The sequence below is a fragment of the Paenibacillus azoreducens genome (genome assembly GCF_021654775.1).
Classification (GTDB): domain Bacteria; phylum Bacillota; class Bacilli; order Paenibacillales; family Paenibacillaceae; genus Paenibacillus_AQ; species Paenibacillus_AQ azoreducens.
Window position 1 is genome coordinate 2358282 of the sequence record NZ_AP025343.1, and the last position, 22694, is coordinate 2380975.

The 22694-nt window shown below is 47.8% G+C and carries 20 protein-coding genes and 1 other RNA gene; 16 read left to right on the plus strand and 5 right to left on the minus strand.

The window, feature by feature from the left end:
- Positions 1-39: 39 nt before the first annotated feature.
- Positions 40-446, plus strand: an RNA gene (gene rnpB / locus L6442_RS10005) — RNase P RNA component class A.
- Positions 447-1097: 651 nt separating this feature from the next.
- Here rnpB and L6442_RS10010 read toward each other — a convergent pair.
- Positions 1098-2981, minus strand: a complete 1884-nt coding sequence (locus L6442_RS10010; RefSeq protein WP_212978598.1) for a S8 family peptidase — start codon at positions 2979-2981, stop codon at positions 1098-1100.
- 241 nt (positions 2982-3222) lie between these two features.
- On the opposite strand from L6442_RS10010, the gene L6442_RS10015 reads away from it, so the two are divergent.
- From L6442_RS10015 to thiI, 6 genes are all read left to right on the plus strand, one after another.
- On the plus strand, positions 3223-3729 hold the full coding sequence (locus tag L6442_RS10015) for a YpuI family protein (RefSeq protein ID WP_212978597.1): 507 nt from the start codon (positions 3223-3225) through the stop codon (positions 3727-3729).
- A 286-nt stretch (positions 3730-4015) separates the two neighbouring features.
- A complete protein-coding gene (locus L6442_RS10020; protein ID WP_194230064.1) occupies positions 4016-4237 on the plus strand; it encodes a DUF1540 domain-containing protein in 222 nt (73 codons plus the stop codon).
- A 48-nt stretch (positions 4238-4285) separates the two neighbouring features.
- On the plus strand, positions 4286-4669 hold the full coding sequence (locus L6442_RS10025; RefSeq protein WP_194230063.1) for an MFS transporter: 384 nt from the start codon (positions 4286-4288) through the stop codon (positions 4667-4669).
- 160 nt (positions 4670-4829) lie between these two features.
- A complete protein-coding gene (locus L6442_RS10030; RefSeq protein WP_212978596.1) occupies positions 4830-5552 on the plus strand; it encodes a lytic transglycosylase domain-containing protein in 723 nt (240 codons plus the stop codon).
- A gap of 181 nt (positions 5553-5733) precedes the next feature.
- Positions 5734-6888, plus strand: coding sequence for a cysteine desulfurase family protein (locus L6442_RS10035; protein WP_212978595.1), 1155 nt, complete (start codon positions 5734-5736; stop codon positions 6886-6888).
- A gap of 1 nt (position 6889) precedes the next feature.
- Positions 6890-8116 (plus strand): tRNA uracil 4-sulfurtransferase ThiI, encoded by a 1227-nt coding sequence (gene thiI / locus L6442_RS10040; RefSeq protein ID WP_212978594.1) that lies wholly within the window; start codon positions 6890-6892, stop codon positions 8114-8116.
- Between the two features lie 212 nt (positions 8117-8328).
- Here thiI and L6442_RS10045 read toward each other — a convergent pair whose 3' ends face one another.
- Positions 8329-9027 (minus strand): TerC family protein, encoded by a 699-nt coding sequence (locus L6442_RS10045; protein ID WP_373871813.1) that lies wholly within the window; start codon positions 9025-9027, stop codon positions 8329-8331.
- Between the two features lie 178 nt (positions 9028-9205).
- Between L6442_RS10045 and L6442_RS10050 the strand changes: the two genes are divergently transcribed.
- From L6442_RS10050 to L6442_RS32825, 7 genes are all read left to right on the plus strand, one after another.
- The gene (locus L6442_RS10050; RefSeq protein ID WP_212978592.1) at positions 9206-9865 is read left to right on the plus strand and encodes a TerC family protein; all 660 of its coding nucleotides are present in this window, start codon (positions 9206-9208) and stop codon (positions 9863-9865) included.
- Positions 9866-10100: 235 nt separating this feature from the next.
- Positions 10101-11363, plus strand: a complete 1263-nt coding sequence (locus L6442_RS10055; RefSeq protein ID WP_212978591.1) for an ArnT family glycosyltransferase — start codon at positions 10101-10103, stop codon at positions 11361-11363.
- A 169-nt stretch (positions 11364-11532) separates the two neighbouring features.
- Positions 11533-12042, plus strand: a complete 510-nt coding sequence (locus L6442_RS10060) for a hypothetical protein (protein WP_212978590.1) — start codon at positions 11533-11535, stop codon at positions 12040-12042.
- A gap of 158 nt (positions 12043-12200) precedes the next feature.
- Positions 12201-14042: a translational GTPase TypA gene (gene typA, locus L6442_RS10065; RefSeq protein WP_212978589.1), complete on the plus strand. Its 1842-nt coding sequence runs from the start codon at positions 12201-12203 to the stop codon at positions 14040-14042.
- A gap of 73 nt (positions 14043-14115) precedes the next feature.
- The gene (locus L6442_RS10070) at positions 14116-14412 is read left to right on the plus strand and encodes a YlaH-like family protein (RefSeq protein ID WP_194230054.1); all 297 of its coding nucleotides are present in this window, start codon (positions 14116-14118) and stop codon (positions 14410-14412) included.
- A 454-nt stretch (positions 14413-14866) separates the two neighbouring features.
- Entirely contained in the window at positions 14867-15949 is a 1083-nt protein-coding gene (locus L6442_RS10075; RefSeq protein ID WP_212978588.1) for an LCP family protein, read from the plus strand.
- 74 nt (positions 15950-16023) lie between these two features.
- The gene (locus L6442_RS32825; RefSeq protein WP_272880327.1) at positions 16024-16149 is read left to right on the plus strand and encodes a hypothetical protein; all 126 of its coding nucleotides are present in this window, start codon (positions 16024-16026) and stop codon (positions 16147-16149) included.
- Positions 16150-16223: 74 nt separating this feature from the next.
- Here L6442_RS32825 and L6442_RS10080 read toward each other — a convergent pair whose 3' ends face one another.
- Entirely contained in the window at positions 16224-16793 is a 570-nt protein-coding gene (locus L6442_RS10080) for a YhcN/YlaJ family sporulation lipoprotein (RefSeq protein WP_212978587.1), read from the minus strand.
- Between the two features lie 105 nt (positions 16794-16898).
- Between L6442_RS10080 and L6442_RS10085 the strand changes: the two genes are divergently transcribed.
- The gene (locus L6442_RS10085) at positions 16899-18230 is read left to right on the plus strand and encodes a PhoH family protein (protein WP_212978586.1); all 1332 of its coding nucleotides are present in this window, start codon (positions 16899-16901) and stop codon (positions 18228-18230) included.
- A gap of 394 nt (positions 18231-18624) precedes the next feature.
- Positions 18625-19878 carry an extracellular solute-binding protein gene (locus tag L6442_RS10090; protein WP_212978585.1) on the plus strand — a complete coding sequence of 418 codons (1254 nt, stop codon included), beginning with the start codon at positions 18625-18627 and terminating at the stop codon, positions 19876-19878.
- 16 nt (positions 19879-19894) lie between these two features.
- On the opposite strand, the gene L6442_RS10095 is transcribed toward L6442_RS10090, so the two are convergent.
- Together L6442_RS10095 and L6442_RS10100 are read right to left on the minus strand one after the other, a co-directional pair.
- Complete coding sequence (locus L6442_RS10095) at positions 19895-20995, minus strand: coiled-coil domain-containing protein (protein WP_212978584.1); 1101 nt, start codon at positions 20993-20995, stop codon at positions 19895-19897.
- Between the two features lie 254 nt (positions 20996-21249).
- Positions 21250-22583, minus strand: a protein-coding gene (locus tag L6442_RS10100) for an IS3 family transposase (RefSeq protein WP_373871871.1) whose coding sequence is annotated in 2 segments (ribosomal slippage) — positions 21250-22196 and positions 22196-22583 — 1335 coding nt in all. Because the reading frame shifts where the segments join, the coding sequence is not laid out codon by codon here.
- Between the last annotated feature and the right edge of the window lie 111 nt (positions 22584-22694).

Here is a 22694-nt window from a genome sequence, read left to right on the forward strand (position 1 = left end):
CTAGCCGATTTCCATGTATACTATATTTCAGTTGTCCGGAAAGTTTGACAGACAATCGCTGGCGGCGCGTAAGGCGCCGCGAGAGGAAAGTCCGGGCTCCATAGGGCAGGGTGCTGGATAACGTCCAGTCAGCGCGAGCTGAAGGATAGTGCCACAGAAATGGACCGCCGATGGCCGCTGCAAGCGGATCAGGCAAGGGTGGAACCGAGGTGTAAGAGACCCCGAGGAGCGCTGGTGACATCGTTCCTGGTAAACCCCACCTGGAGCAAGACCTAATGGAACGCAGCTTCTTTGGAAGCAGCCTTAGCCCGAGGCGCGTTCGGGTTGGTCGCTTGAGCCAATTAGCAATAATTGGCCTAGATAGATGATTGTCGCTTATCCGCGGGAGGGTAGTTCCCGTTCATACCGCGAAGAGTACAGAACCCGGCTTACGTAAAACTTTCCTAACTGCAACCATATGAATTTAACGAATACTTGTCAAAGGCGGCATCCCGTTTTCCGGTGATGGCGCTTTTTTGGCAGTATAGAATTTATAAGTTTTTTTGGGGGTCCCCGCAAAGTATTTGGAATAAGCATCGAAGCATAGACTCCACTTTGTGGGGTTATTTTGCATTGTCAGCGATCATATTTTGCAGCAGCTTACATGTCAAATCGTTGACGACTTGTATTTGTCATACGAGCCTGATTTAGTCATATATCTCATGAACAAGGACAAAAGTACAAACACAGGCGATTGGACTGTAATAAAATGTACTAAATCAACGAAAGGAGCTGCTTGTGAATGCATCGTCCTCACTGCTTCCACTGTCCGCCAGCGGATCCGGTTTATACAGACCCATCTGTTGTTGTTAAAGATTTTTATTATCCGCAAATCGTTCCTGTTGTCCACACGGTTGAAATTGTAAAAAGACATCATTGCGTCCCTGTGCCTAAGCATATTTGCAACTATGTCGTAAGAGATGAATATATCGCTCCCGTTGCAACAAGCATGAAACGCGGCAGACGTTAATCACTGCCATTTATGACAGTGAAAAAAAGCAATCCGTTCTAAAACGAACGGATTGTTTTTTACTGTTGTTTTGCGATCATTCCGAGACTTATTTTCGACGCAGCAATATGGACTCGATTTTCTTCCGAACATGCTGCGGCCAAAACTGCAGCGGAGCTTCGCTTTTTCCGGCGGCTTGCAGTGCTTTGAAAATATCGATTTGGCCATAACCATAATATTTATCCCGGCCTTTCGGGCCCAAATCTATGGTGCTGCTGCGCATGATGTCCATGACTTGCTTGTTGGTCAAATCGGGATTTTGCGATCTTATTAAAGCAGCCATTGCCGCAACATGCGGGCTTGCCATAGAAGTTCCCGATAATGCCGCATATTGGTTGCCTGGATAAGTGCTGGCAATACTGGTTCCGGGGGCGGCGACATCGATGTAATCTCCATAGTTGGAATACGAAGCACGCTTCATATTCGAGTCGGTTGCGGCGACGGCTAGTACCTCCGGATAGGCTGCTGGGTATCCCGGCCGTTCCGTATTGTCATTGCCGGAAGCGGCAACAAGCACGACATCTTTGTCATAGGCGTATTTCACGGCATCATGGAGAAATTGGGAATCGGCGTAGTTGCCAAGGCTCATGTTGATGACTTTGGCTCCATTGTCAGCGGCCCAAATGATACCTTCAGCAACGGCATAAGTCGTTCCGGAACCGGATTTATCAAGCGCTTTAACTGGCAGCATTTTGTTGTACCAGCTGATGCCTGCGACGCCTTCGTTATTGTTTACGATCGCGCCGATAATACCTGATACATGCGTGCCATGCCCGACGTCATCATCCGGATCCGAGTCGGGGTTAATCACGTTGTAGCCGTTAAGAAGCCTTCCCTGAAGATCCGGATGATTAAGGTCCGCGCCGGTATCCACAATGCCGACAATAACGTCGTTGCTGCCGCGGGACAAATCCCAACCTTGGTTTGTCTCAATGATAGGGAGATTCCATTGGTATTTGGAAAAGAGCAAATCGTTAGGGACATTCGGAAGGCTGCTGTTATCCTTGATTTTGTCGTTGGTCATATAAAGATAGTGAGGTTCGACGTACAAGGGATTCCAGTTTTTCAAAAAATATGATTTAAGCTGGCTGTAATCCATGCCATTGGCGTGAAATACAAAAGCATAACCGAGCTTGCGGGATGATTGGGCTCTTAATTCGTGCATAATCCGGTTCATATCCTCGCGGGATGGGTCATGGCGAAACCGGACCACGATTTCATTTTCATAAAAATGGCTTGCTTTTTCATTGTCATGCCCGGTTCGGACAGTAATATCGCGGAGCGTATCGGCGTGTACCGATTCGACCTTGTATTTTCCTTCCTTCGGATAAGGAATCAGGCGCAGGTTTTTTTTCTGATGATTGGCTACTTCTGTTAATATTTTCTGGTTCATTAAAGCAATGACGCCCTGTTTAGGTTTTTTACTCGAAGGTTCGGCGATGACAAAATATTGTTTACCGTCCAATTTAAAAGAAGGGGATTCGTACGAATGCTGCTGGCGAATGCTTTGTTCGGCTTTGCCCATGTATCCTTTTAAAACGGCTTGATCTTCGGCGCTCCAGTCTTTTTTGGCGGTAAATATCCGCTTCTTTCCGCTTTTGGCATCTTGCCATACGATCATGGTAAAATGGTCATGTGATTTTTGAAGTTTCCGCATATAATCGGAAATTTGCGCAGGACCGGCGTCATTAAGTTTTTGAAGCATCGAAGTTAGATGCTGCTTGGCGTCGAGCCGGGTTAAACGGTCGGTGGAGGCGATATCCTGCGCCATCATGCTTTGCTTGGAAATATGTTCTTGCTTCGGAGTCGGAACCACCGGTTCCGAAGCTTGCTTGCGGGGATGGGTATTGGTCGAATAGGGAACCTGCATAATGATAATCAGCGCCGCAGCGGCGGCGGCAATACCGATTCCGGTCCAGGTACGACGGGACATAAGATAAACCTCCTGCTCATGAAATTACCTTTATCGTGAGGAGAGACGGCTTATTTTATACCCGGGAAAGAAAGTGGCGGTAAATCCCTTATTTAATGGGTATAACCGACTCAGAAAGGGATACCGTTTTAAATGGTTTTGTGTTAGGATAGTACATGGAAAAAAGATGCTGTAAAGCGGTTTATTTGTATGATTTACGGGTGTTTGTACTGAGGAACCATTAAGGGGGAGCAAATTAGCTATGTCAGCAAGTAATGTTCAAAAATTGTGTGAGACTACGAAAGGGAAGCTGAAATACGCGATCGACAAGCTGGAGGTTTTTCTGAACGAATATTCGCTAGCGCAGCTTGCACCGGAACCGACCGAGGAAATGCTGCATTTTTATAAAGGATTCCTCTCGGATTTGCGTCATCTTCTCGTTTTTAGCGAAGTTTCTTCAGAGAAGCTTGGAGTCGCGCTGCGCCGTGCCAACTTCGATACCGATTTTGCTGAGAAAGCTCTCTACAATGTATATCACCAGTGCGTAAATAACTTTTTCTATCCAAAAAGCGAAAGTTATTCCGAAGATGGGCGATATGCCTATACCGGACAGGACGCGATCCGTTTCCGGATAAAGCCGGTGCGGCCGGTACGGGACATCATACTGGACATTACGAAAGTATTTGAAGATCTTAGGGATGACCTGACTTATTACGAAAGCGACTACTTAACGGAGCGCAGAATGCAAAAACAGCGTACTCACGCCTAATAGTAACCAACACCAATAACAATGTGATTAAAGATGCTCTCTGGGCATCTTTTTTTGTATTTCGGGGTCTCCGCAAAGTAATCGGAATAAACTTCGAAGGCCGCACGTCACTTTGTGGGGTTATTTTGATTTTTCGGGGTCCCCGCAAAGTAACCGGAATAAACTTCGAAGGCTGTACGTCACTTTGTGGGGGTTTATCTCACTGGAACCTCCGCCAGCAACTGACAACGAGCGCCCGTATAGAAGCAGGATGGCAAGGAGACAATGGTATCTGAGGTGATCCTAAATGAATGATCAAAGAACCATTGTTAAATGCAGCGTTAGCAACTGCAATTATTGGGGCGAGCAAAATGTTTGCAAAGCCGATCAGATTTTGATTGAAATCGACAAACATGCCTCCGCAAAGTACAGCGAAGAGTTCGGGCATGAGCATTTTGCCGAGCATAAAGATTATGCCGAGAATTCATCTGCAACTTGCTGCCTGACATTTAAACCGAAATCATCTTGACACGAACCGTAAAGCAGTCGAAACCACCAGTTGCAGGGAGGTACAGGGATGAAGGATTTTAAAGAACATGAGGAACGCAAAAAGTCAAAACGTGCAAAAGATTCTAAACGGTTCCGCACAGACTATCCGCGCCAGGATCACCGCGAGGAAGAATATGCTGCGGAAGTGGCTCCGCCAAGATCGGACCGTTATGAGATCGACGAAGACAAGGATCGCACTGATGATGAATCCATCGGCAGAACTGCCGGGTATGTCGGCCTTGCTTGCGGAATCGCATCGCTGTTCATGTGGTCCGTCGTGCTGGGACCGGTCGCCGCAATTGCCGGCTTTTATGCTTACAGCAAAGGAAGCAGGGTAATGGGAGCCTGGGGAATGGGGCTTGGCATTCTAGCGACGCTGAGCTATTTTATTCTTATTCCATTCACAAGATAATCATATCCGGTCAAGCCAAGCTCCATAGCGTCTGTCCCGTGTGAAGCAGCGGGAGGGCGCTTTTTTGTTTTTGTGGCAAAATATAGCGCAAAATGCCAAAGGCATGTTAAAATAACGGAAACAAAGCCAAATTACTTTTGAAGAAAACGAGGTTATACGCATGCAGATCGATTCGTCAACCGCGAAGCAGATGGTATCACTTCAGGATAACAGCCGCATTCAAAATAAGGACGAGCTTCTTCAGGACATTATCAAAAATGGAAGCAGCTCGGATTTTGGCGTTATTTTGCAGCAATATGTCAATTCATCATCAGAGGGCGGCTCCAGTGCCGACGTTCCTCCTATACCTGCAGGAGTTTCGTACAGCGACGGTTTATTATGGCAGCAGCTTGGCCCAACTGAAAAACCGGAGGTTGCAGAGACTCATTCTGCAGGGGCCTCCCGCCATGTTTCAGGGAAAAGCAGTCCGTCGGCTTATGATGACTTAATACGTCAAGCCAGCCAAAAGTACGGTGTGGATGAGGCATTGATCAAAGCGGTGATTGATACCGAATCCTCCTTTAATCCGAGTGTCGTTTCATCGGCAGGAGCGAAGGGACTGATGCAGCTGATGGACGGAACAGCCGCGGGACTGGGGGTCAGCGATCCGTTTGATCCGGCCGAAAACATTGATGCGGGCACGCGTTACCTGTCTTATCAAATCAAGCGTTATAGCGGGCAGGTAAATATGGCTTTGGCAGCGTACAATGCGGGACCTAACCGTGTGGCCAAACTGGGGGTATCCACTGATGAGCAGTTGATGGATAAATTGGATATGCTGCCGCTCGAGACCAGGAAATATATTAGTAAAATCGCAAATGCACGTTTGAAATACGAAGTTTAAGGCCCGATCAAGAAAATGTCTGCTCAAATTTGTTGATCGCGTCAATTCGGATTTTCGGATAGAACAACGACATACGGGATCAAACGGGGAAACACGCAGCAAGAATGGCATTTTATCGTTATAACCCTCTGTTTGATCTCTTTGCATTGTCCGCAAGTTTTGGGAGTTGGAGGATGATAATATGCTATATTGGGATCATGCGGCAAGCACGCCGCCTTATGATGAAGTCATTCAAACGATGGCCGATGTCATGAGAAAACATTACGGCAACCCTTCCTCCATCCACCGGATGGGCGAAGATGCCGCGAAATTAATCAAGCGGGCCCGGGAAGTATGCGCCGCATCTTTGCATGTAACCCCTTCGGAGATCATTCTGACGTCAGGAGCGACCGAAGGGAATAATCTGGCGATCAAAGGAACGGCCCTTCAATATGCAAGCCGCGGCAAACATATCGTCACGACCCGGATCGAGCATCCTTCCGTTTATGAGAGCTGCCTGGAGCTTGAAAAATATGGGTATGAGGTAACTTTTCTGCCGGTTGACGCCAATGGCAGGGTTAATCCGGACGAGTTTGCCTCGGCCGTGCGGAAAGATACGATTTTGGTCAGCGTAATGCATGTGAATAATGAAACGGGTGCCGTCCAGCCTTTGGTCGAAATTGGCGAGGCCGTTAAGAAAGCGAATCCGCTTGCCGTTTTTCATATCGACGGGGTTCAGGGCTTCGGTAAATTGCCAGTTCAGCTGAAGGAATGGAAGGCGGATTTGTATACATTGTCTGCGCATAAAATCCGCGGACCGAAAGGAACGGGAGTGCTGTACAAACGTGAGGGCATCACCCTTCATCCGCTTTTGTCCGGGGGGAAACAGGAAGCGGGAGTGCGGGCCGGAACCGAAAATATTCCGGGATTCGTCGCGATGGCCAAGGCGATGCGTATGGCTGGCGAACAGACAGAGACGTTTATGACGGAAGTAGGAGCGCTCAGGGACGAACTCATGGCATGGATTCAAAAGACGCCGTGCCTTGAGCTGAACAGCTCGCCGAAAGGTGCGCCGCATATCGTAAACGTATCGTTTCCGGGGATGAAGTCGGAGGTTCTGCTTCATTCATTGGAGGAGCACGGCATGCTTGTTTCCACCAAATCGGCCTGCTCTTCGAAAATCGCCGAACCAAGCCGGGTGCTGCTCGCTATGGGGCGGAGCGAAGCTTCGGCTTCCAGCGCGATCCGGATCAGCATGGGTCTCACCCATTCGCGCGAAGATTTACGGCGGCTGCTCGCAGCACTTGAATCTGCAGTGAAACGTTTAGAACCGCTGCGACAGGAAGGATTGAATTAATTTGAAATATGATATGCTAATGATCCGTTATGGAGAGCTTACATTGAAAGGCAAAAATAGAGGCCGCTTCGAAAGAACGGTGTTGAAGCATGTGGAATCCGTGCTTTCTTCTTTTCCGGCTGCGCAAACCCAGACCGAATACGGCAGGCTGTACATCATGCTAAACGGCGAGGATGCGGCTAAAGTATCCGCGGAGCTGAAAAAAATATTCGGGCTTCATTCGATCAGCCCGGTCCTGGTTTGTCCGTCGGAATTGGACCAAATTATCGAGACAAGCACATCATTTATTCGACAACTGGCTCCAGCGGAAGGAACGACGTTTAAGGTAACGGCCAGACGGGTGTGGAAGCGATTCCCACATTCGTCGCATGAGATGAATCATTTGGTCGGGGCTCCCGTGCTGCAAGAATTCCCGCAGCTAAAGATCAGCATGAAGCAGCCGGAGATTGAGCTTCGCATCGAGATCAGAGAACATGGAACTTATATATACAGCGAGGTTATCCACGGTGTCGGCGGCTTCCCAAGAGGCAGCAACGGCAAGGCCATGCTGCTTTTGTCAGGGGGCATCGACAGCCCCGTAGCAGGCTATTCCGGCATGAGACGTGGCCTGGAAGTGGAATGCGTGCACTTTTTCAGCTATCCGTTTACAAGCCCTAAGGCCAAAGAGAAGGTACTGGAACTGGCGAAAGTGCTCTCGGGCTATACGGGCTCAGTGAAGGTGCATCTGGTTCCGTTCACGGATGTGCAAACTTCCTTTACCACCGTGGGTCAGGATAATCTGATCATTACGTTGATGCGCCGCTCGATGCTGAGGATCGCTACTAAGCTGGCGGAGCGCCAGGGAGCGCTTGCGCTTTTGACTGGAGACAGTCTTGGCCAAGTGGCCAGCCAGACGCTGCAGAGCATGAATGTCATTGGACGCGCGACCGATCTGCCCATATTGCGGCCGCTCATTACGATGGATAAAAACGAAATTGTGGATATCGCCCAAAAAATCGGCACGTACGATTTGTCGATATTGCCATATGAGGATTGCTGCACTTTGTTTGTGCCGAAATCCCCGACGACTAATCCCAATTTGCATGTTGTGGAAAGAGTCGAAGCATCGATTCCGAATCTGGAAGCCATGCTTGAGGAAGCAGTGAAGCAGACGGAAACGGTGGTGCTGCGTCCCGATTCCGTGATCGAGGTGGACCGCGAGGAAACCATCGACGAAAATTGGTTCTAATACGGGCATAAGAAGAGCCGTTCCCAAGGTCAATCTGACTTGGGAACGGCTCCTTTTCTATAACTTATGGGGTCCCCGCAAAGTAATCGGAATAAGCTTCGAAGGTCACGCGTCACTTTGTGGGGTTGAATTTGTGGGGTTGAATTTCCGGGGTTATTTTAGTAGGCGGAAACCAAGCTTCGGTCCCGTTTACTGTATTTTTCGCGATATCTTTAATTGTAAGAACTGCGTTTTTGATTTTTTCGCCGATTCGAATGTTTTTTAACGTAGCCTGCTGCGAGTACTCCAATCATGACGATGGCGATGAGTGCGATTCGAACCGCAGAATGGCTTTCAAAGAAAGGCTGAAGTCTTTTTTCCTGAGTAATCATTTTAGATGCCGTATAAGCAAGCACGGCTGAACCAAGATAAATGATCCAGGGAAAACGGTTGATCAGTTTGATAAAAATCGTGCTGCCCCAAACGACAATCGGGACGCTGATCAAAAGACCTAAAACAACGAGCAAAATATTTTGTTGCGCGGCACCGGCAATAGCGATAACGTTATCGAGTCCCATCGCCGCATCCGCCATGATAATCGTCCCCACGGCGCCCCAAAATGTCCGGCCCGCTTTGACATCGGCATGTTCGTCGTCATCGGCCAGCAGTTTGTATGCGATGCCAATGAGCAAAACGCCGCCTGCCAGCAGAAGCCAAGGAATGTTCAGCAGCCAGACGACGATGACGGTAGCCGCGATTCTGAGCAGCACCGCGCCGCCGGTTCCATAAAAAATAGCCTTTTTCTGAGTCGAGGATGGCAGGTTCCTCGCAGCAAGGCCAATGACAATGGCGTTATCGCCAGCTAATATGAGATCCAGAAAAACGATATTGATCAGTTTTGCCAAAAACGATACTATGGATGCTTCCACCATCAGGTCACTCCTCATAATGACTGTAAACGCTACGGAAAGAAACGGACAACACTTCCATGAAAAGGATTGCAGCAAAACTTGCTAAATTGCGTTCACCCATTATAGGATTATTTTTCTATAGGAGTCAAGCATAGCATGGCCACCGGAAGCATAGATGTAATGGTGGGGGTGTTGTCCGTTGGAATCCATATGGCTGCTTGTTCAAATCCTGATGATCAACCTGGTATTGAGCGGAGATAATGCGGTGGTCATTGCGCTGGCAAGCAAAAATTTGCCGCCCAAACAACGAAAGCTGGCTGTGTGGTGGGGGGCGCTAGGGGCGGTTGTGCTCAGATGCATATTGACGTTTATGGCCGTGATTCTTTTAAAAATTCCTTTCGTACAAGCCGCAGGAGGGGCGCTGCTGTTCTGGATCGCCTTTAAGCTTCTGGCAGACGACAAGGACGACATTCGGGTAGACCAGTCGGCATCGATCTGGAAAGCGGTTAGAAGCATTTTGGCTGCCGACTTTATTATGAGCTTGGACAACGTACTTGCTTTAGCCGGTGTGGCGGACGGTGATCTGGCCTTAATCGCCATCGGGATCGCCATCAGTATCCCCATCGTCGTGTTCGGGAGCAATTTGATCGTAGGTCTCCTTCACCGTTTTCCGGTGCTCGTTTATTTGGGTGCAGGGATATTGGGATACACAGCCGGCGAAATGCTGCTTCAGGATTCCAGAATGGGTTTTTTGCTGTCTTCGATCATACCCGAGCTGCACCATCTGGTGCCAACGCTGCTGACGGCACTTGTCATTATCGCGGGCGGCTATCGCAAGCTGTCGCTCCGCCGTTCATAAATGGATTCAACCCGCCGGGCTGATGCCCGGTTTTTTTAGCAGTATAGAATTTATAAGTTTTTTTGGGGGTCCCCGCAAAGTATTTGGAATAAGCATCGAAACATAGGCTCCACTTTGTGGGGTTATTTTAGGTGGTTTTTGCTAGAGAATCATAGTCTTTTTGTTTTTTTTCAGATAAACTGAAAGGATGTGACCAAATGAAACTAAAAAGACATATGAAAAGAGTGTATGGCAATTGGACTTCAATAAAAATCGTTATATGTGGATCACCGCTATATGCATCATACTTGTATCGCTGCTTGTGATCGTTGTTCACAAGAATGATCTCATGCTTGGCAGTTTATCCAAACTTGACAATGATGATGTCCGTTATATCCGCAGCGGTAAACATCTTCTTGAAACCGGTCAGTTGATCTATTACAATCCCACGACATCATTATCCGCGTTTATTATGCCGGGTTTATCGCTAATTATTGCGGGCATCATGTGGATTTTTGGCACCGGAGATATAGGGATGTTCGCATTCCGGATGTTTCAAGTCATTTTAACGGCGGCGTCGGCAATATTTGTTTATAAGATTACGGAATACATCGCGGGTACAAAAACGGCAAAAATCGCGATCACATGCATTGCCTTGTACGTGCCCATTTATTATGTCGCCGATTTGTTTTTGACGGAAGCCTTTTTCACTTTTACGCTCACGGGCATGACTTATCAATGCCTGCTCGCATTAAACAAAAACCGCGGGCGTGATTATGTTTGGCTCGGTCTCTGGATTGCCGCAGCGGTTTACTTTAGGCCTACGGCTGCATTATTTCCGCTTACGATCGGGATCATTTGGTTGTTTCAGCGGCGGGGCATCGTTTATATGATTAAAAATACGCTGATTTTATCGGTTACGATTGTGATCTGCCTTTCGCCGTGGTGGATTCGGAATTATCAGGTATTTCATGAGTTTATTCCGCTCACCAATTCATCGGCCAACCCGTATTTGCTGGGAATGCTTATTTTCGAGCAGGAGCCGGCGGATTTTATCAAACATTATCCGGATCTATATAACGCATGGAGCCATGGCACCGAAGAAGAGCAAAAAGCGCTCGCCAACAAGATTTTTGCTTTTCAGATCAAGCATCATCCGATTTCCTTTATCTCCTGGCTGCTGTTTGGAAAATTGATCCGCCTGATCATCATTCCGTTTTATTGGACGCCTGTCTTGGGGATTCCGTACGTCGCTGCAGGAGCGGTGCACCTTATTTTGCTTTACTTTGGCGTAGCAGGGGTGATATCACTTGTGAAAAAAAGGAACCGGAACGGAATGATATTATGCGCAGTCATGGCTTATTTCATTGTGGTCTATCTGCCGTTTTTCACTTTTGAACGTTATTTCTATCCAACGATGTTCCTGCTGATCTCAGCGGCGGCGCTTGGAGTTCAGCAGTACGGCCCACCCTTACGCGATAAATGGAACCGGAGATTTAATAGGAAAACCGCTGCTTGAAATCGGTCTCTCATTTCATTTGCCAAGCCATTCAGACGGCTTGCTATAGTAAAATTTTACGAAGCGAATAATGGTTTTTTCCCTCTTTTTCATGATAAACTAAAAGTGAAAACATGTCGGATCCTGACGGGATGGCATGCAAGGTTATATAAGAAAAGAGGGTGGGGAAATGTCCTCCAAAAACGACGTAAGATTGGGTTTATTCATTGTTATTGCCGGTGTTGTGATTTTGCTGGGGAAATTGGGCGTGTTTGGTTTTTTGGGGCGCACGCTGTGGCCGCTTGCCGTCATCATCGTCGGCATATTGGTTCATATGTTGTTTTTCAGCAACCGGGTCAGAGCCTACGTCCTGATTCCGGGAGGCGTACTGGTCGTTTACGGTTTATTATTTGGCATTTGCAATCTTTGGGGCTGGGGGCTTATGTCCTATCTTTGGCCGATACTGATGTTTGGCGTTGCTGTGGGCGTATATGAATATTATATGTTTGAAAAGCCCAAACCTGAAGGCGTGCTGTTGATCGCACTGCTGCTCGGAGTGGTGTCGCTGGTTCTTCTTTTCTTTACTTTGCTGCATACCGGGGGCATTTACGTGCTGGCGCTTCTGCTCATCGCGATTGGAATTTGGTTTATTTTCGGAAGGGGCAAGCCAAAAGGGAAAAAGTGGAATGGCGGTTGGTGATGGATTTCGACCGGTTTCATTTTCTGGAAAACGCTTGTTTTTTTCTGAAAATTCACTATAATATAAGGGATATGTTGAAGCGTCGGCATTACCGCCCGGCGCTTCTTTTGGTGAGACATTCGCATTGATTTGAAAGGGAAAGGATCTGGATAAAAGTCATGCATTCAAGAGATAAAATTCGCAACATCGCGATTATTGCCCACGTAGACCATGGTAAAACAACGCTGGTGGATCAGCTCCTGCAGCAATCCGGTATTTTCGGGAAACACGAGCATTTGCAGGAACGGGCCATGGACTCCAACGACATCGAACGTGAACGCGGGATTACCATTTTGGCCAAAAATACGGCTATTACGTATAAAGATTATTTGATCAACATTGTAGATACACCGGGACACGCCGACTTCGGCGGTGAGGTGGAGCGGATCATGAAAATGGTCGATGGCGTACTGCTTGTCGTAGACGCTTATGAAGGCTGCATGCCGCAAACTAAATTCGTGCTACGCAAAGCGCTTGAGCAAAACCTCACCCCGATTGTGGTCGTCAACAAAATTGACCGTCCGGCAGCTCGTCCGGTTGAAGTCATTGACGAAGTACTCGATTTGTTCATCGAACTGGAAGCCAATGACGATCAACTGAATTTCCCCGTTGTGTACGCTTCGGCCTTGAACGGCACATCAAGCATGGATGCTGAAAAGCAGGATGAAAACATGCTTTCCTTGTACGAAACCATCATTGACCATATTCCGGCTCCAACGGAAAAAGTGGATGAACCGCTGCAATTTCTCGTAACCCTCATGGATTACAACGAATATCTCGGTCGTATCGCGATCGGACGCGTCAACCGCGGCGTGATCAAGCAAGGCCAGTCCGTTACGGTTATCATGCGCGACGGAAAAAGCAAAACCGCCCGGATCGAGAAGCTTTTCGGCTTCCAAGGGCTTAAACGAATCGAAATCGAAGAAGCCGGCGGCGGCGACATCGTGGCGATTTCGGGGATTAAAGACATCAATATCGGCGAAACCATCGCGGATCCGCAAAATCCGGAAGCATTGCCTGTCCTGAAGATCGACGAACCGACGCTGCAAATGACCTTCCTGGTCAACAACAGTCCGTTTGCAGGACGCGAAGGGAAATGGGTAACCTCCCGTAAACTTCGTGAACGCTTGATGAAAGAGTTGGAAACCGATGTCAGCTTACGCGTGGATGAAACCGACAGCCCGGATGCATTTATCGTTTCCGGTCGCGGCGAACTTCATCTTGGCATTCTGATCGAGAATATGCGCCGTGAAGGATATGAAATGCAGGTATCCAAACCGGAAGTTATCGTGCGCGAAATCGACGGCAAAAAAATGGAGCCGATTGAACGTCTGATGATCGACGTGCCGGAAGAAAGCATGGGCGCCGTCATGGAAAGCCTGGGTACCCGCAAAGCGGAAATGGTGAACATGATCAACAACGGCAACGGACAAGTCCGTTTGGAATTCCTGATTCCTGCGCGCGGCCTGATCGGATACCGGACCCACTTCCTGACACTGACCCGCGGATACGGGGTTATGAACCATGCATTCGACAGCTATGGACCTCTCCACAGCGGCCAAGTCGGCGGTCGTCATCAAGGCGTGCTCGTGTCCAGCGAAAACGGAACAAGCACGTTCTACGGCATGATGAGCGTTGAAGACCGCGGAATCCTGTTCCTTGAGCCGGGTACGGAAATTTATGAAGGAATGATCGTAGGCGAGCATAATCGCGATAACGACATCGTTGTTAACATTTGTAAGGAAAAACAACTGACAAACGTGCGTTCAGCGACAAAAGATGATACAGTAAAAATGAAGACGCCTCGCATCTTCTCGCTCGAACAGGCCCTTGAGTACCTGAACGACGATGAATACTGCGAAATTACGCCTAAATCGGTTCGTCTCCGCAAGAAGATTTTGAACAAAAGCGAACGGGAGCGTGCCGAAAAGCACCGTAAGATGGCTGAAGCCAATCTGTAAGCGCGTGTTCAAAAAGGCCGGTAAGTACGTACAGGCCCTTTCGGCCTGTAGCTGAAAGGAGTGTAACCGCAAAGTGCAAGCCTGGTTTGCTTCGCATCCGCTTGTGTCTTACATCATCATTTTCATATTGATTACATTTGTCTACAACAAGGTATTCCGAGTTAAACAGAAGCTCCCTTTGTTAAAAGAAATTTTGCTTTATATTCTGATGGCTTTGGGATCAGGCATGCTGCTTATATTCCAGCACGACAAGCTGCCGATCATTCAATGCCTGCTCGTTGCAGTTGCTTTAATGCTGCTGGTGCGCGTTCGCTATTTTGTGGAAGCCCGGCAGAAAAAGAAAGCAGAGGCGGCAGCGAAGAGAAGTTGACGGACCGCTTGAACCCGCCACCCTTCGGCTTTTTTGCCCGGGGAGCGGGTTCTGTGCAATCATTTTCATTTCGTATATGTCTTATGGTCTAAGAAAGAGTCACTTTTTTTGTGAATGGGTGTCGTTTGGTCAAAATGTATGTTCAAAAAGATCGGTTTTCAGCACCGAGAAGGTTGAAAGAAGCTAGGGACGAAAGGAGCGGAGCGTACATGGGGTACGTGAGCACCGGAAGGCCCGGCTGAATTCAAGATTCGATGCCGAGCCCGCTTTCTGGTTCACTTCGTGTTAGATATAGAATTTATACGTTATCTAGCTACGCTGATGAAATTCTATATCGCAAGAAAACCTACCTTTGAATCGCGGCCCTTTCATCCTTGATTGGCCTCGATTGGTTTTCTTATCAAAAGCGAACTTTTTGAACAACCTCTCAAAATAAATGAAAAAGGTGTTTGAGATGAGTTCCAGCAATAATAATCTACCTCCACGATCTCAAAGCGGCAGCCAAAACAGGAAACAGCCGCCAAAAAAGAAGAAGAAAAAGAAAAACGGGTTCAAATCATTTTTGAAATTGGTCTTAATCGTCATCATTTTGGCCGTTTTGGCGGTGGGCGGATATGCCGGATGGCTGTATTACAAGGCTGAGAACGGCGTGCTGAACACAGGCAATAACAATCCGGTACCTCCGGAGAAATCAGCCAAGGTGAAGCCGATCACGATGCTTTTGCTTGGGACGGACTACCGGCCTGAGACAGGCACGCATCTTTCGGACGTGATCATGGTTACCGCATTTAATCCGGAGACCAAAACCGTCACGGTCGTTTCGCTTCCACGGGATACGCGGATCAACCTGAAGGGTTATAGACCCAACAAGGCAAACGCTTATTATCCGATTTTCTTGTCGGAAGAGAAAAAGGGCGGTAAAAATGCCATGGATGAGATGAAAACCATGATGAGCAAATACATGGACATTCCGATCGATTATGTCACGGTTCTTAATTTCCAGGGCTTCCGGGATGTTGTTGATGCTCTCGACGGCGTCGATATCAATGTCGATGCGGATATGTGTTACCGGGACAAAGCCGACGGGACAAACATCAATTTGAAAAAAGGCGAGCAGAAACTGAACGGCGAAAAAGCACTGGACTATGTGCGTTACCGTAAATCGAACTGCAGGCCGAAGACGAAACCTTCCGATGATTTTGACCGCAACCGCAGGCAAAATGAGGTTCTTCACGCGCTGATCGATAAAATGCAAACATTCAAGGGCGTAACGAGTCTGGGCAGTGTTCTGGATGCGGCGGATAAAAACATGGAAACCGACATTGAAAACGATCAGATGAAAAACATGATTTCCACGTATTGGACGATCAAAAAGGAAAACGTCAAATTCATGCCGATTACGGGTAACTGGAAAAGCCCTTACGTATATGTGAATGATGACGAGCTTGATAAAGCAAAACAGGCGCTGAAGGATGAACTTGCAGGCAAAGGCCTGCCGGCAGCCTCGACGGATTCGGCGGAAAAAGCGAATCCATAAACTTTGGGTGCAATATTTGCGAAGCCACCTAATATAATAGAGTACATTGGAACCTGTACAGGAGGTCGAAGAAGATGACTGTAGCGGTTGCACACTGCGCTCTGCCATTATTGAAATTAAATGTAGCATCTGCCAGCCAGCAGGTTCTTAAGCAGGACGTGATTGGTCTGTGTTCAGGTGCGTCCATAGAAAAAGCCTAGTGAGAAGCTCACTAGGCTTTTTCTTCATTCCTTGCGGAAATAAGCTTGAATTTCGGGGGAACGCCGGAAACACATTAATGTCTGGAGGTCGGCGCAACCGGCGGAGCCTGGGTTCTCGGCTTGACATCCTTCGGAAGCTGCGGAATGATTCGCCCGACAATATCAGCCAACTCCGACGCGAAACCGGACACGGGCTCGCCCTTTTTAATGTGATGTCCAATCTCGGCAATCCGGTTGGATAAATCCATATCGGCAGTCACAAGCGCGTTTTTGCCCCGTGGATCCTTCCGCAGCGCTTCGGCTACGGAATATTTAATGTTACCGACTCTGGACCGGGTAAGATGGCCATCCACGTCAATACCGACGACCGCCGTATTGCCAAACACGACCGCATGCGCTTTTTTGACTCCGGCGACTCTTTCGGCGATCGCTTCAAGATGATCTTTTACAGCCAAATCGGTTGTTTGTTCGGCAGACCGAACGGCGGGATTCCCGGTAGATTTCGTCGTAACCCGGTTGTATTTGGTGGAAGCGGCCGTCGGTCCTTGTTTACTTTGAGGAGAGGGTGATGCGTTTTTGTTATAAGGCTTGTTACAGCCGCCGACAACAGCAAGTACCAGCACAATAAGCAGAAGCATTCTCATATGTGATCGTCCTTTCCAGGTCATAGATTCTGATGGCGATTTGTAGATTAGGATGTCCATGATTGAACAATTTATGTGTCATTATGAGTTAGTGGAGGGAGAAATATGAGAAAGATTTTTGTACTGGATACCAATGTGCTGCTTCACGATCCGGGAGCGATTTACGCTTTTGAAGAACATGAGGTTATTATCCCGGCAGTGGTCCTGGAAGAAATTGATTCGAAGAAACGGAATGCCGACGAAATCGGGCGCAACGCCCGTACGGTTTCGCGCTTATTGGATCAACTGAGGGAAAACGGGCACCTGCATAGCGGGGTTTCGTTATATACCGGCGGCAGCCTGAAAGTGGAACTGAATCACCGGAGTTTTCTGAAGGTCCAGGAGATGTTCGGGGAAATATCCAATGACAACCGCATACTCGCTGTCGCTTTGAATTATCATATGGAGGAGGGCGAGAAGGAGGATCCGGCGCAGGTCATTCTGGTAAGCAAGGACGTTCTTGTGCGGATCAAGGCCGATGTACTCGGGCTGAATACGCAGGATTATTTGTCGGACCGGACGGCAGACCCAGGTGATCAATATACCGGCAATCTGAAGCTGAAGGTTCATCCTTCGATCATCGATGAGTTTTATTCCTATCGTTTTCTGCCTGTCAAACCGCTTCAGCTCTCCTATGCGCTTCATCCGCATGAATTTGTGATATTAAAGGACGAAATGGGCAGTACCAAATCGGCGCTGCTTAAAGTCAATGCGGATGGCTTACGGCTTGAGCCGCTTTATCTGAGCAATGACCCCGTATGGGGAATTTGCGCGCGGAATGCCCAGCAGCGGATGGCGCTTGAACTCTTATTAAACGATGACATCCCGCTAGTGACCATTACCGGAAAAGCGGGGACAGGCAAAACGCTGCTGGCGCTGGCGGCCGGACTGATGAAGGTAGAGGATGAGCATAAGTACAAGAAACTGCTGATCGCGCGGCCCGTTGTTCCTATGGGCAAAGACATCGGCTATTTACCCGGCGAAAAAGAAGAGAAGCTGCGTCCCTGGATGCAGCCGATCTACGATAATCTTGAGTTTTTATTCGATACGAAAAAGTCGGGGGACATTGATAAAATATTGATGGGGCTTGGCAGCATTCAGGTGGAGGCCCTCACCTATATCCGCGGCAGATCCATCCCGGGGCAGTTCATTATCATCGACGAAGCGCAAAATCTGTCCCGGCATGAGGTGAAAACCATCGTATCCCGTGTGGGAGAAGGCAGCAAAATCATTTTGATGGGGGATCCGGAGCAAATCGACCACCCATACCTCGATGCTTCGAGTAACGGTTTGACGTATATTGTGGAAAAATTCAAGCAGGAAGGAATTAGCGGGCATATTACCCTGGAGAAAGGGGAACGTTCCAAACTGGCGCAATTGGCCGCGGATTTGCTGTAAGAGGTTGTTTAAAAAGACCGCTTTTGATCACGAAGTAAATCAAGAAGCGGATTCGGCATCGAATCTTGAATTCAGCCGGGCCTTCCGGTGCTCACGTACCCAAACGTACGCTCCGCTCCTCAGTCCCTAGCTTCATCCAACCTTCTCGGTGCTGAAAACCGCCTTTTTGAACACGCACTATACCTTTAAAATTTTAAAGGCGGATTCATGAGTCCTGGCTCTTTCTGTTCAATCCGGACGGAAGGCCAGGGCTTTTGATCATGGCTCTTTCGGGAGCCTTGTGGCGGTCAAAAAGACACTTCCAACAAAAGGTAGGACAAGCGCACTACCTTTTTGATAAAATGATTGGTAATGGAAATTAGGGATTTCGGATCGCCAGAGGAGGCCAAGAGATTTGAAGCGGAAAAATTATTGGTTTTTGTTCGCCATTCTGCTGCTGTCATTAACCAGTTTGTCCCAAGGCCAGAATTTGAACCCGAGCAGCGGAAGCGGTCAAGAGAGGAAAACGATGTCTTGGAATCCGCAGCCCTCCTCGCCGCAAGATACGAATAAGCAGCCCATTCGGGTTGTTACCCATCTGGGTGAATCCGATTACAAGGAACTGCTTGATATAAATCATGATTTTGTTACGGACACGGGCATTCAGGTAGAACTTCGGAACATACCGGATGCCGATGCTTACCGCCAGCTTACGGCAATGCTTGAAGTAGGCGAAGGTCCGGATATTATGCTTGTCAACAGCCCCTGGATTCGGCCGCTGGCATTCAACGGCTATATTTTGCCTGCTGAATCGTATCAAAGCAACACAAGCGGGAGCGATGTCATCAGCCCGATTTTGTCAATGTTGGAATGGAACGGCTATGAGTGGGGAATTCCGCTGGACATGGACCCTTATGTTCTGGTTTGGCAGGTTCAAGCTTTGGAATCCATGGGGACTTCCGGTATTCCGGAATCGACCAAGGAATGGAAGGACATGCTGGCCAGGCTGGAAAGCCGCAAGGACCAGCAGAAGGCGGTCGCGGTGCCTGCTGGTGATGCTTATGCTTTTGCTGCCTTGTTTTCAGCGGCTGGAGGTACCAGCCCAGCGGATGTTACCGCCGATGAGCTGGAACCGGTCGGCCGGATAAGGCCCTGGATCAAATTTATTGATAACGGTGCGATGCAGGAAGCATGGACAAGCTTGAAAGAAGGCGAACTGGCCTTGATGACGGCCCCTTTCAGCGCAGTTCATGAGAATAAAAACAGCACGCTCGCCTTGCGAATCCCTGAACGGATGTATGCCGCCAATCCCTTTTTGCTCCGTGGAAGATCTTTTGCCGTGTCTTCTCAGGCGCAACATCCCGAAAAGGCGGCGGAATGGATCGCCTACATGACTTCCGACAGCTCCCAACGGAGCTGGTACGATTCGACAGGGAATCTGCCGGTACTGAAGCAAATATACGAAGCTGATCGATTCCAATGGTTGAAGCCGCCAATCGCGCTTGACTTGCTGCTGAAACCTGCCGATGGAGGAGGAGCCGATAGCCGGCTGCAATCCAAGTGGGAGGATTTCGCCAAGGCGTCCAAGCTTTTCCTGACCGGTAAAAGCACGGAACAACAATATAGGGAGGCCATGAACGGCCACCCTAAGGAGAAAACCGGGAATTGAACGTTTCCCTCCTTTATTACATAGAGAGCTTCAAAGTGACATGCAGCACTTGATCGGTGCTGGTCACATCCGTGGCTTTGACGAACGAAACGATTTGCTGCGGATAGAAGCCGAGATCAAATTCGTTTTCAAGCTGGCTGCAGGTTGTATCCGGCAGTTCCAGTCCGTTAAACACAAGTTTGTCGACGTGGAATAAAATCGAATTTTGGGGCTCGTTTTCGATGCTGTAATGTCCTTCGACCTGAAGGCTCAGGCTGCCGCTTTTGCCCTCGGCGATGATTTTGCCGTCTTTGAAATGGAATGCAAAATTTTTAAATATTTCATTTTTGTTTCTGAGAAATTCATTCAGATCATTTTCATTCACTTCGATGTTGTATGTGGTGCCGTTCGTCCGAATGGCGCCTTTTTTGCTTTGGACAAACTCCGGAAGATCATCCATGGCCGACGAGAGCGCTGAAAAATAACGTTTAACCTCATAAATTCCTACGTTGTCCCAATATGCCGTAAATTCCTTGATCAGTTTCTTCATTGCTTCCGGATCGCTGCTTCCGGCTATGCCGCTGTCCAGTTCCTTCTGCAGAGCCAACACGCGTTCCCGCTGCTTGATGAGATTATCCTTGATGATGGCGAGCTGGTTATTGGACCGCTCCAGCTTGCGCTTTGTATCCTTGATGGTCTGATATTCCGATTGGTATGCATCCAGCACAGTCTTGTCCTGATCCATAATCATGTCATAAAAGCCGTATAATTCGATGAGATTGCTTAAACTTTTGGCGGAAAACAGGATCGTAAATAGATTGTCCCTTTCGCCCATATAATAGGATCGGATGATGACCCCAGCGCGTTCGCGGCGAGTTTCGATTTGTTCTTCTTTCGCTTTCATCTCGGCTTGAAGCTTGTCAATTTCGATTTGCGTCTGCTCCTGCCGGTTCGTAATCCGCTCGATCTCATGATCAATTTCCACGATGGACAGGCTTTTTTGCAGCAGCTGCCGTTGGTCTGGATCCGCAGACATTCCCGGATCAGCCAAAAGCGCTTGACCCGGGTGCAGCAGGGAGAGAAGCAAGATCGGCACAGCCAAAACCGCCAGGCGCATACGTCTTATGATGTCCTTCACAAATCTTCCTCCTCTCCAGGCTGTTCCTTGGACGCGATCAGGAAAATAATAGAACAATTAGATTGTCCTGATCAGCCATTTTCTTGACCGCGTCCGGACAACAAGAACTGCCGGTCCCTCATGTAAAAAATATATGCTTGTTTATAAAAAATATCATCTTTCCTTATCTTAACAGGAACATAGAGCTTGAAACAAAGAAAAAAGACGATCCGGTGAGTAAACTGTACCCTATGTAAAGGACATTTAAAAAAAGTCTAGGCAGATTGAAGAAGATGATCTCTGTATTGAACAGGGGTCATCTTTTTTAAATTCCATTGATACCTGTAGTGGTTGTAATAGGTTATGTAGTCCTTAATCTCCTGTTTTAACTCGTGCAAAGTCAAACAAGGTTTAATGGAAGCCTGATCTTTAAAATGGCCAAAAAAGGATTCCTGAGGGGCGTTATCCCAGCAGTTTCCTCGCCTAGACATGGATTGTTTCAATTTCATTTTCTTAACCATTTTTTGAAAATCCGGATGTGTATAATGAGATCCCTGATCAGAATGAATGAAGGCACCATCGGCTCTCTTAAACCTTCGATTTTTCTTAAGTTTCAGGAGAGTATCTGTCGCAAGATCCATGGTGATCCGATCTGACACATGATATGCCAAGATTTCATTGGTTGAGCTGTCTTTGATTGTTGATAAGTAAGCTTTTTTACCTGATCCGTAAAATAAATAGGTGATATCAGTCAGCAATACCTTACCTGGGATGTTCTGCTTAAACTCCCGGTTCAGCAGATTAGGAACGACCCTGTGCTCCTGGGTAGCCTTCATCATCCGTTTATAGGGATTGGCCTTTCTGAAGGGACATACAATGTCGTATTTCTTCATAATCCTCCTAATCCGTTTCAAATTGTAGATTACCTTAAACTGCCCCTCCAATGTCATCTTGATGGAACGGGCCCCTTTCTTTCGTCTTTTGAAATGAAATGCTTTTAAGATTACTTCTCTTAGCTGCTCATCTCGCTGTTCCTTCTGGCTTCTCTTTTGCGTTGCTTCAGAAGACCAGTACCTGTAATATCCACTTCTGGAGACACCTGACACCTTACATAAATAATTGACCATACGGTGGAGCTGATATTTCTCGATGATCGTATGAATAAGGATATATTTCTGGCTAGGTGACAGCCTTATTTCTCGCTCTGCCCCCTTTCTGCAAAACGAATCTTTTTTAACAACTCGTTCTCCGCTTTTAACAAGTTGTTCTGAGCTTCCAACCTGGCATACTTCTCTTCCAGCGTCAGTTCCCGTTTAAGAGGTCTTCCTGATGCTTGGCTTCTTGTATCCTGCAAACCTAAGATTCCGTTCTCCTGGTAGCTCGCACGCCATCTATTCCCTGAGGATTTGACTCTTTGGACCCCGATGACGGTTACGTCAAAACCACATTCTTCAAATATTTCTCTTGGCAGCTTGCCTTGGTTGCTCTCTGAGATGAACAATTGCTTAAACGCATCCGTATACGTAATTGCCTTTGAAGATACGGACTTCACATAAGGATTGTTAGATAACAGCTTGATTTCTTTATCTGTGAATATTTTCTTGCTCATACCATTCCTCTTTCCCATCTTCTTGTTATAGACAAAAGTACCCTATCGAGAGACTTTTTTAAAGTGTCTACTCGATAGGGTACAGTTTAGAGCGGATCGCCTTTTTAATAA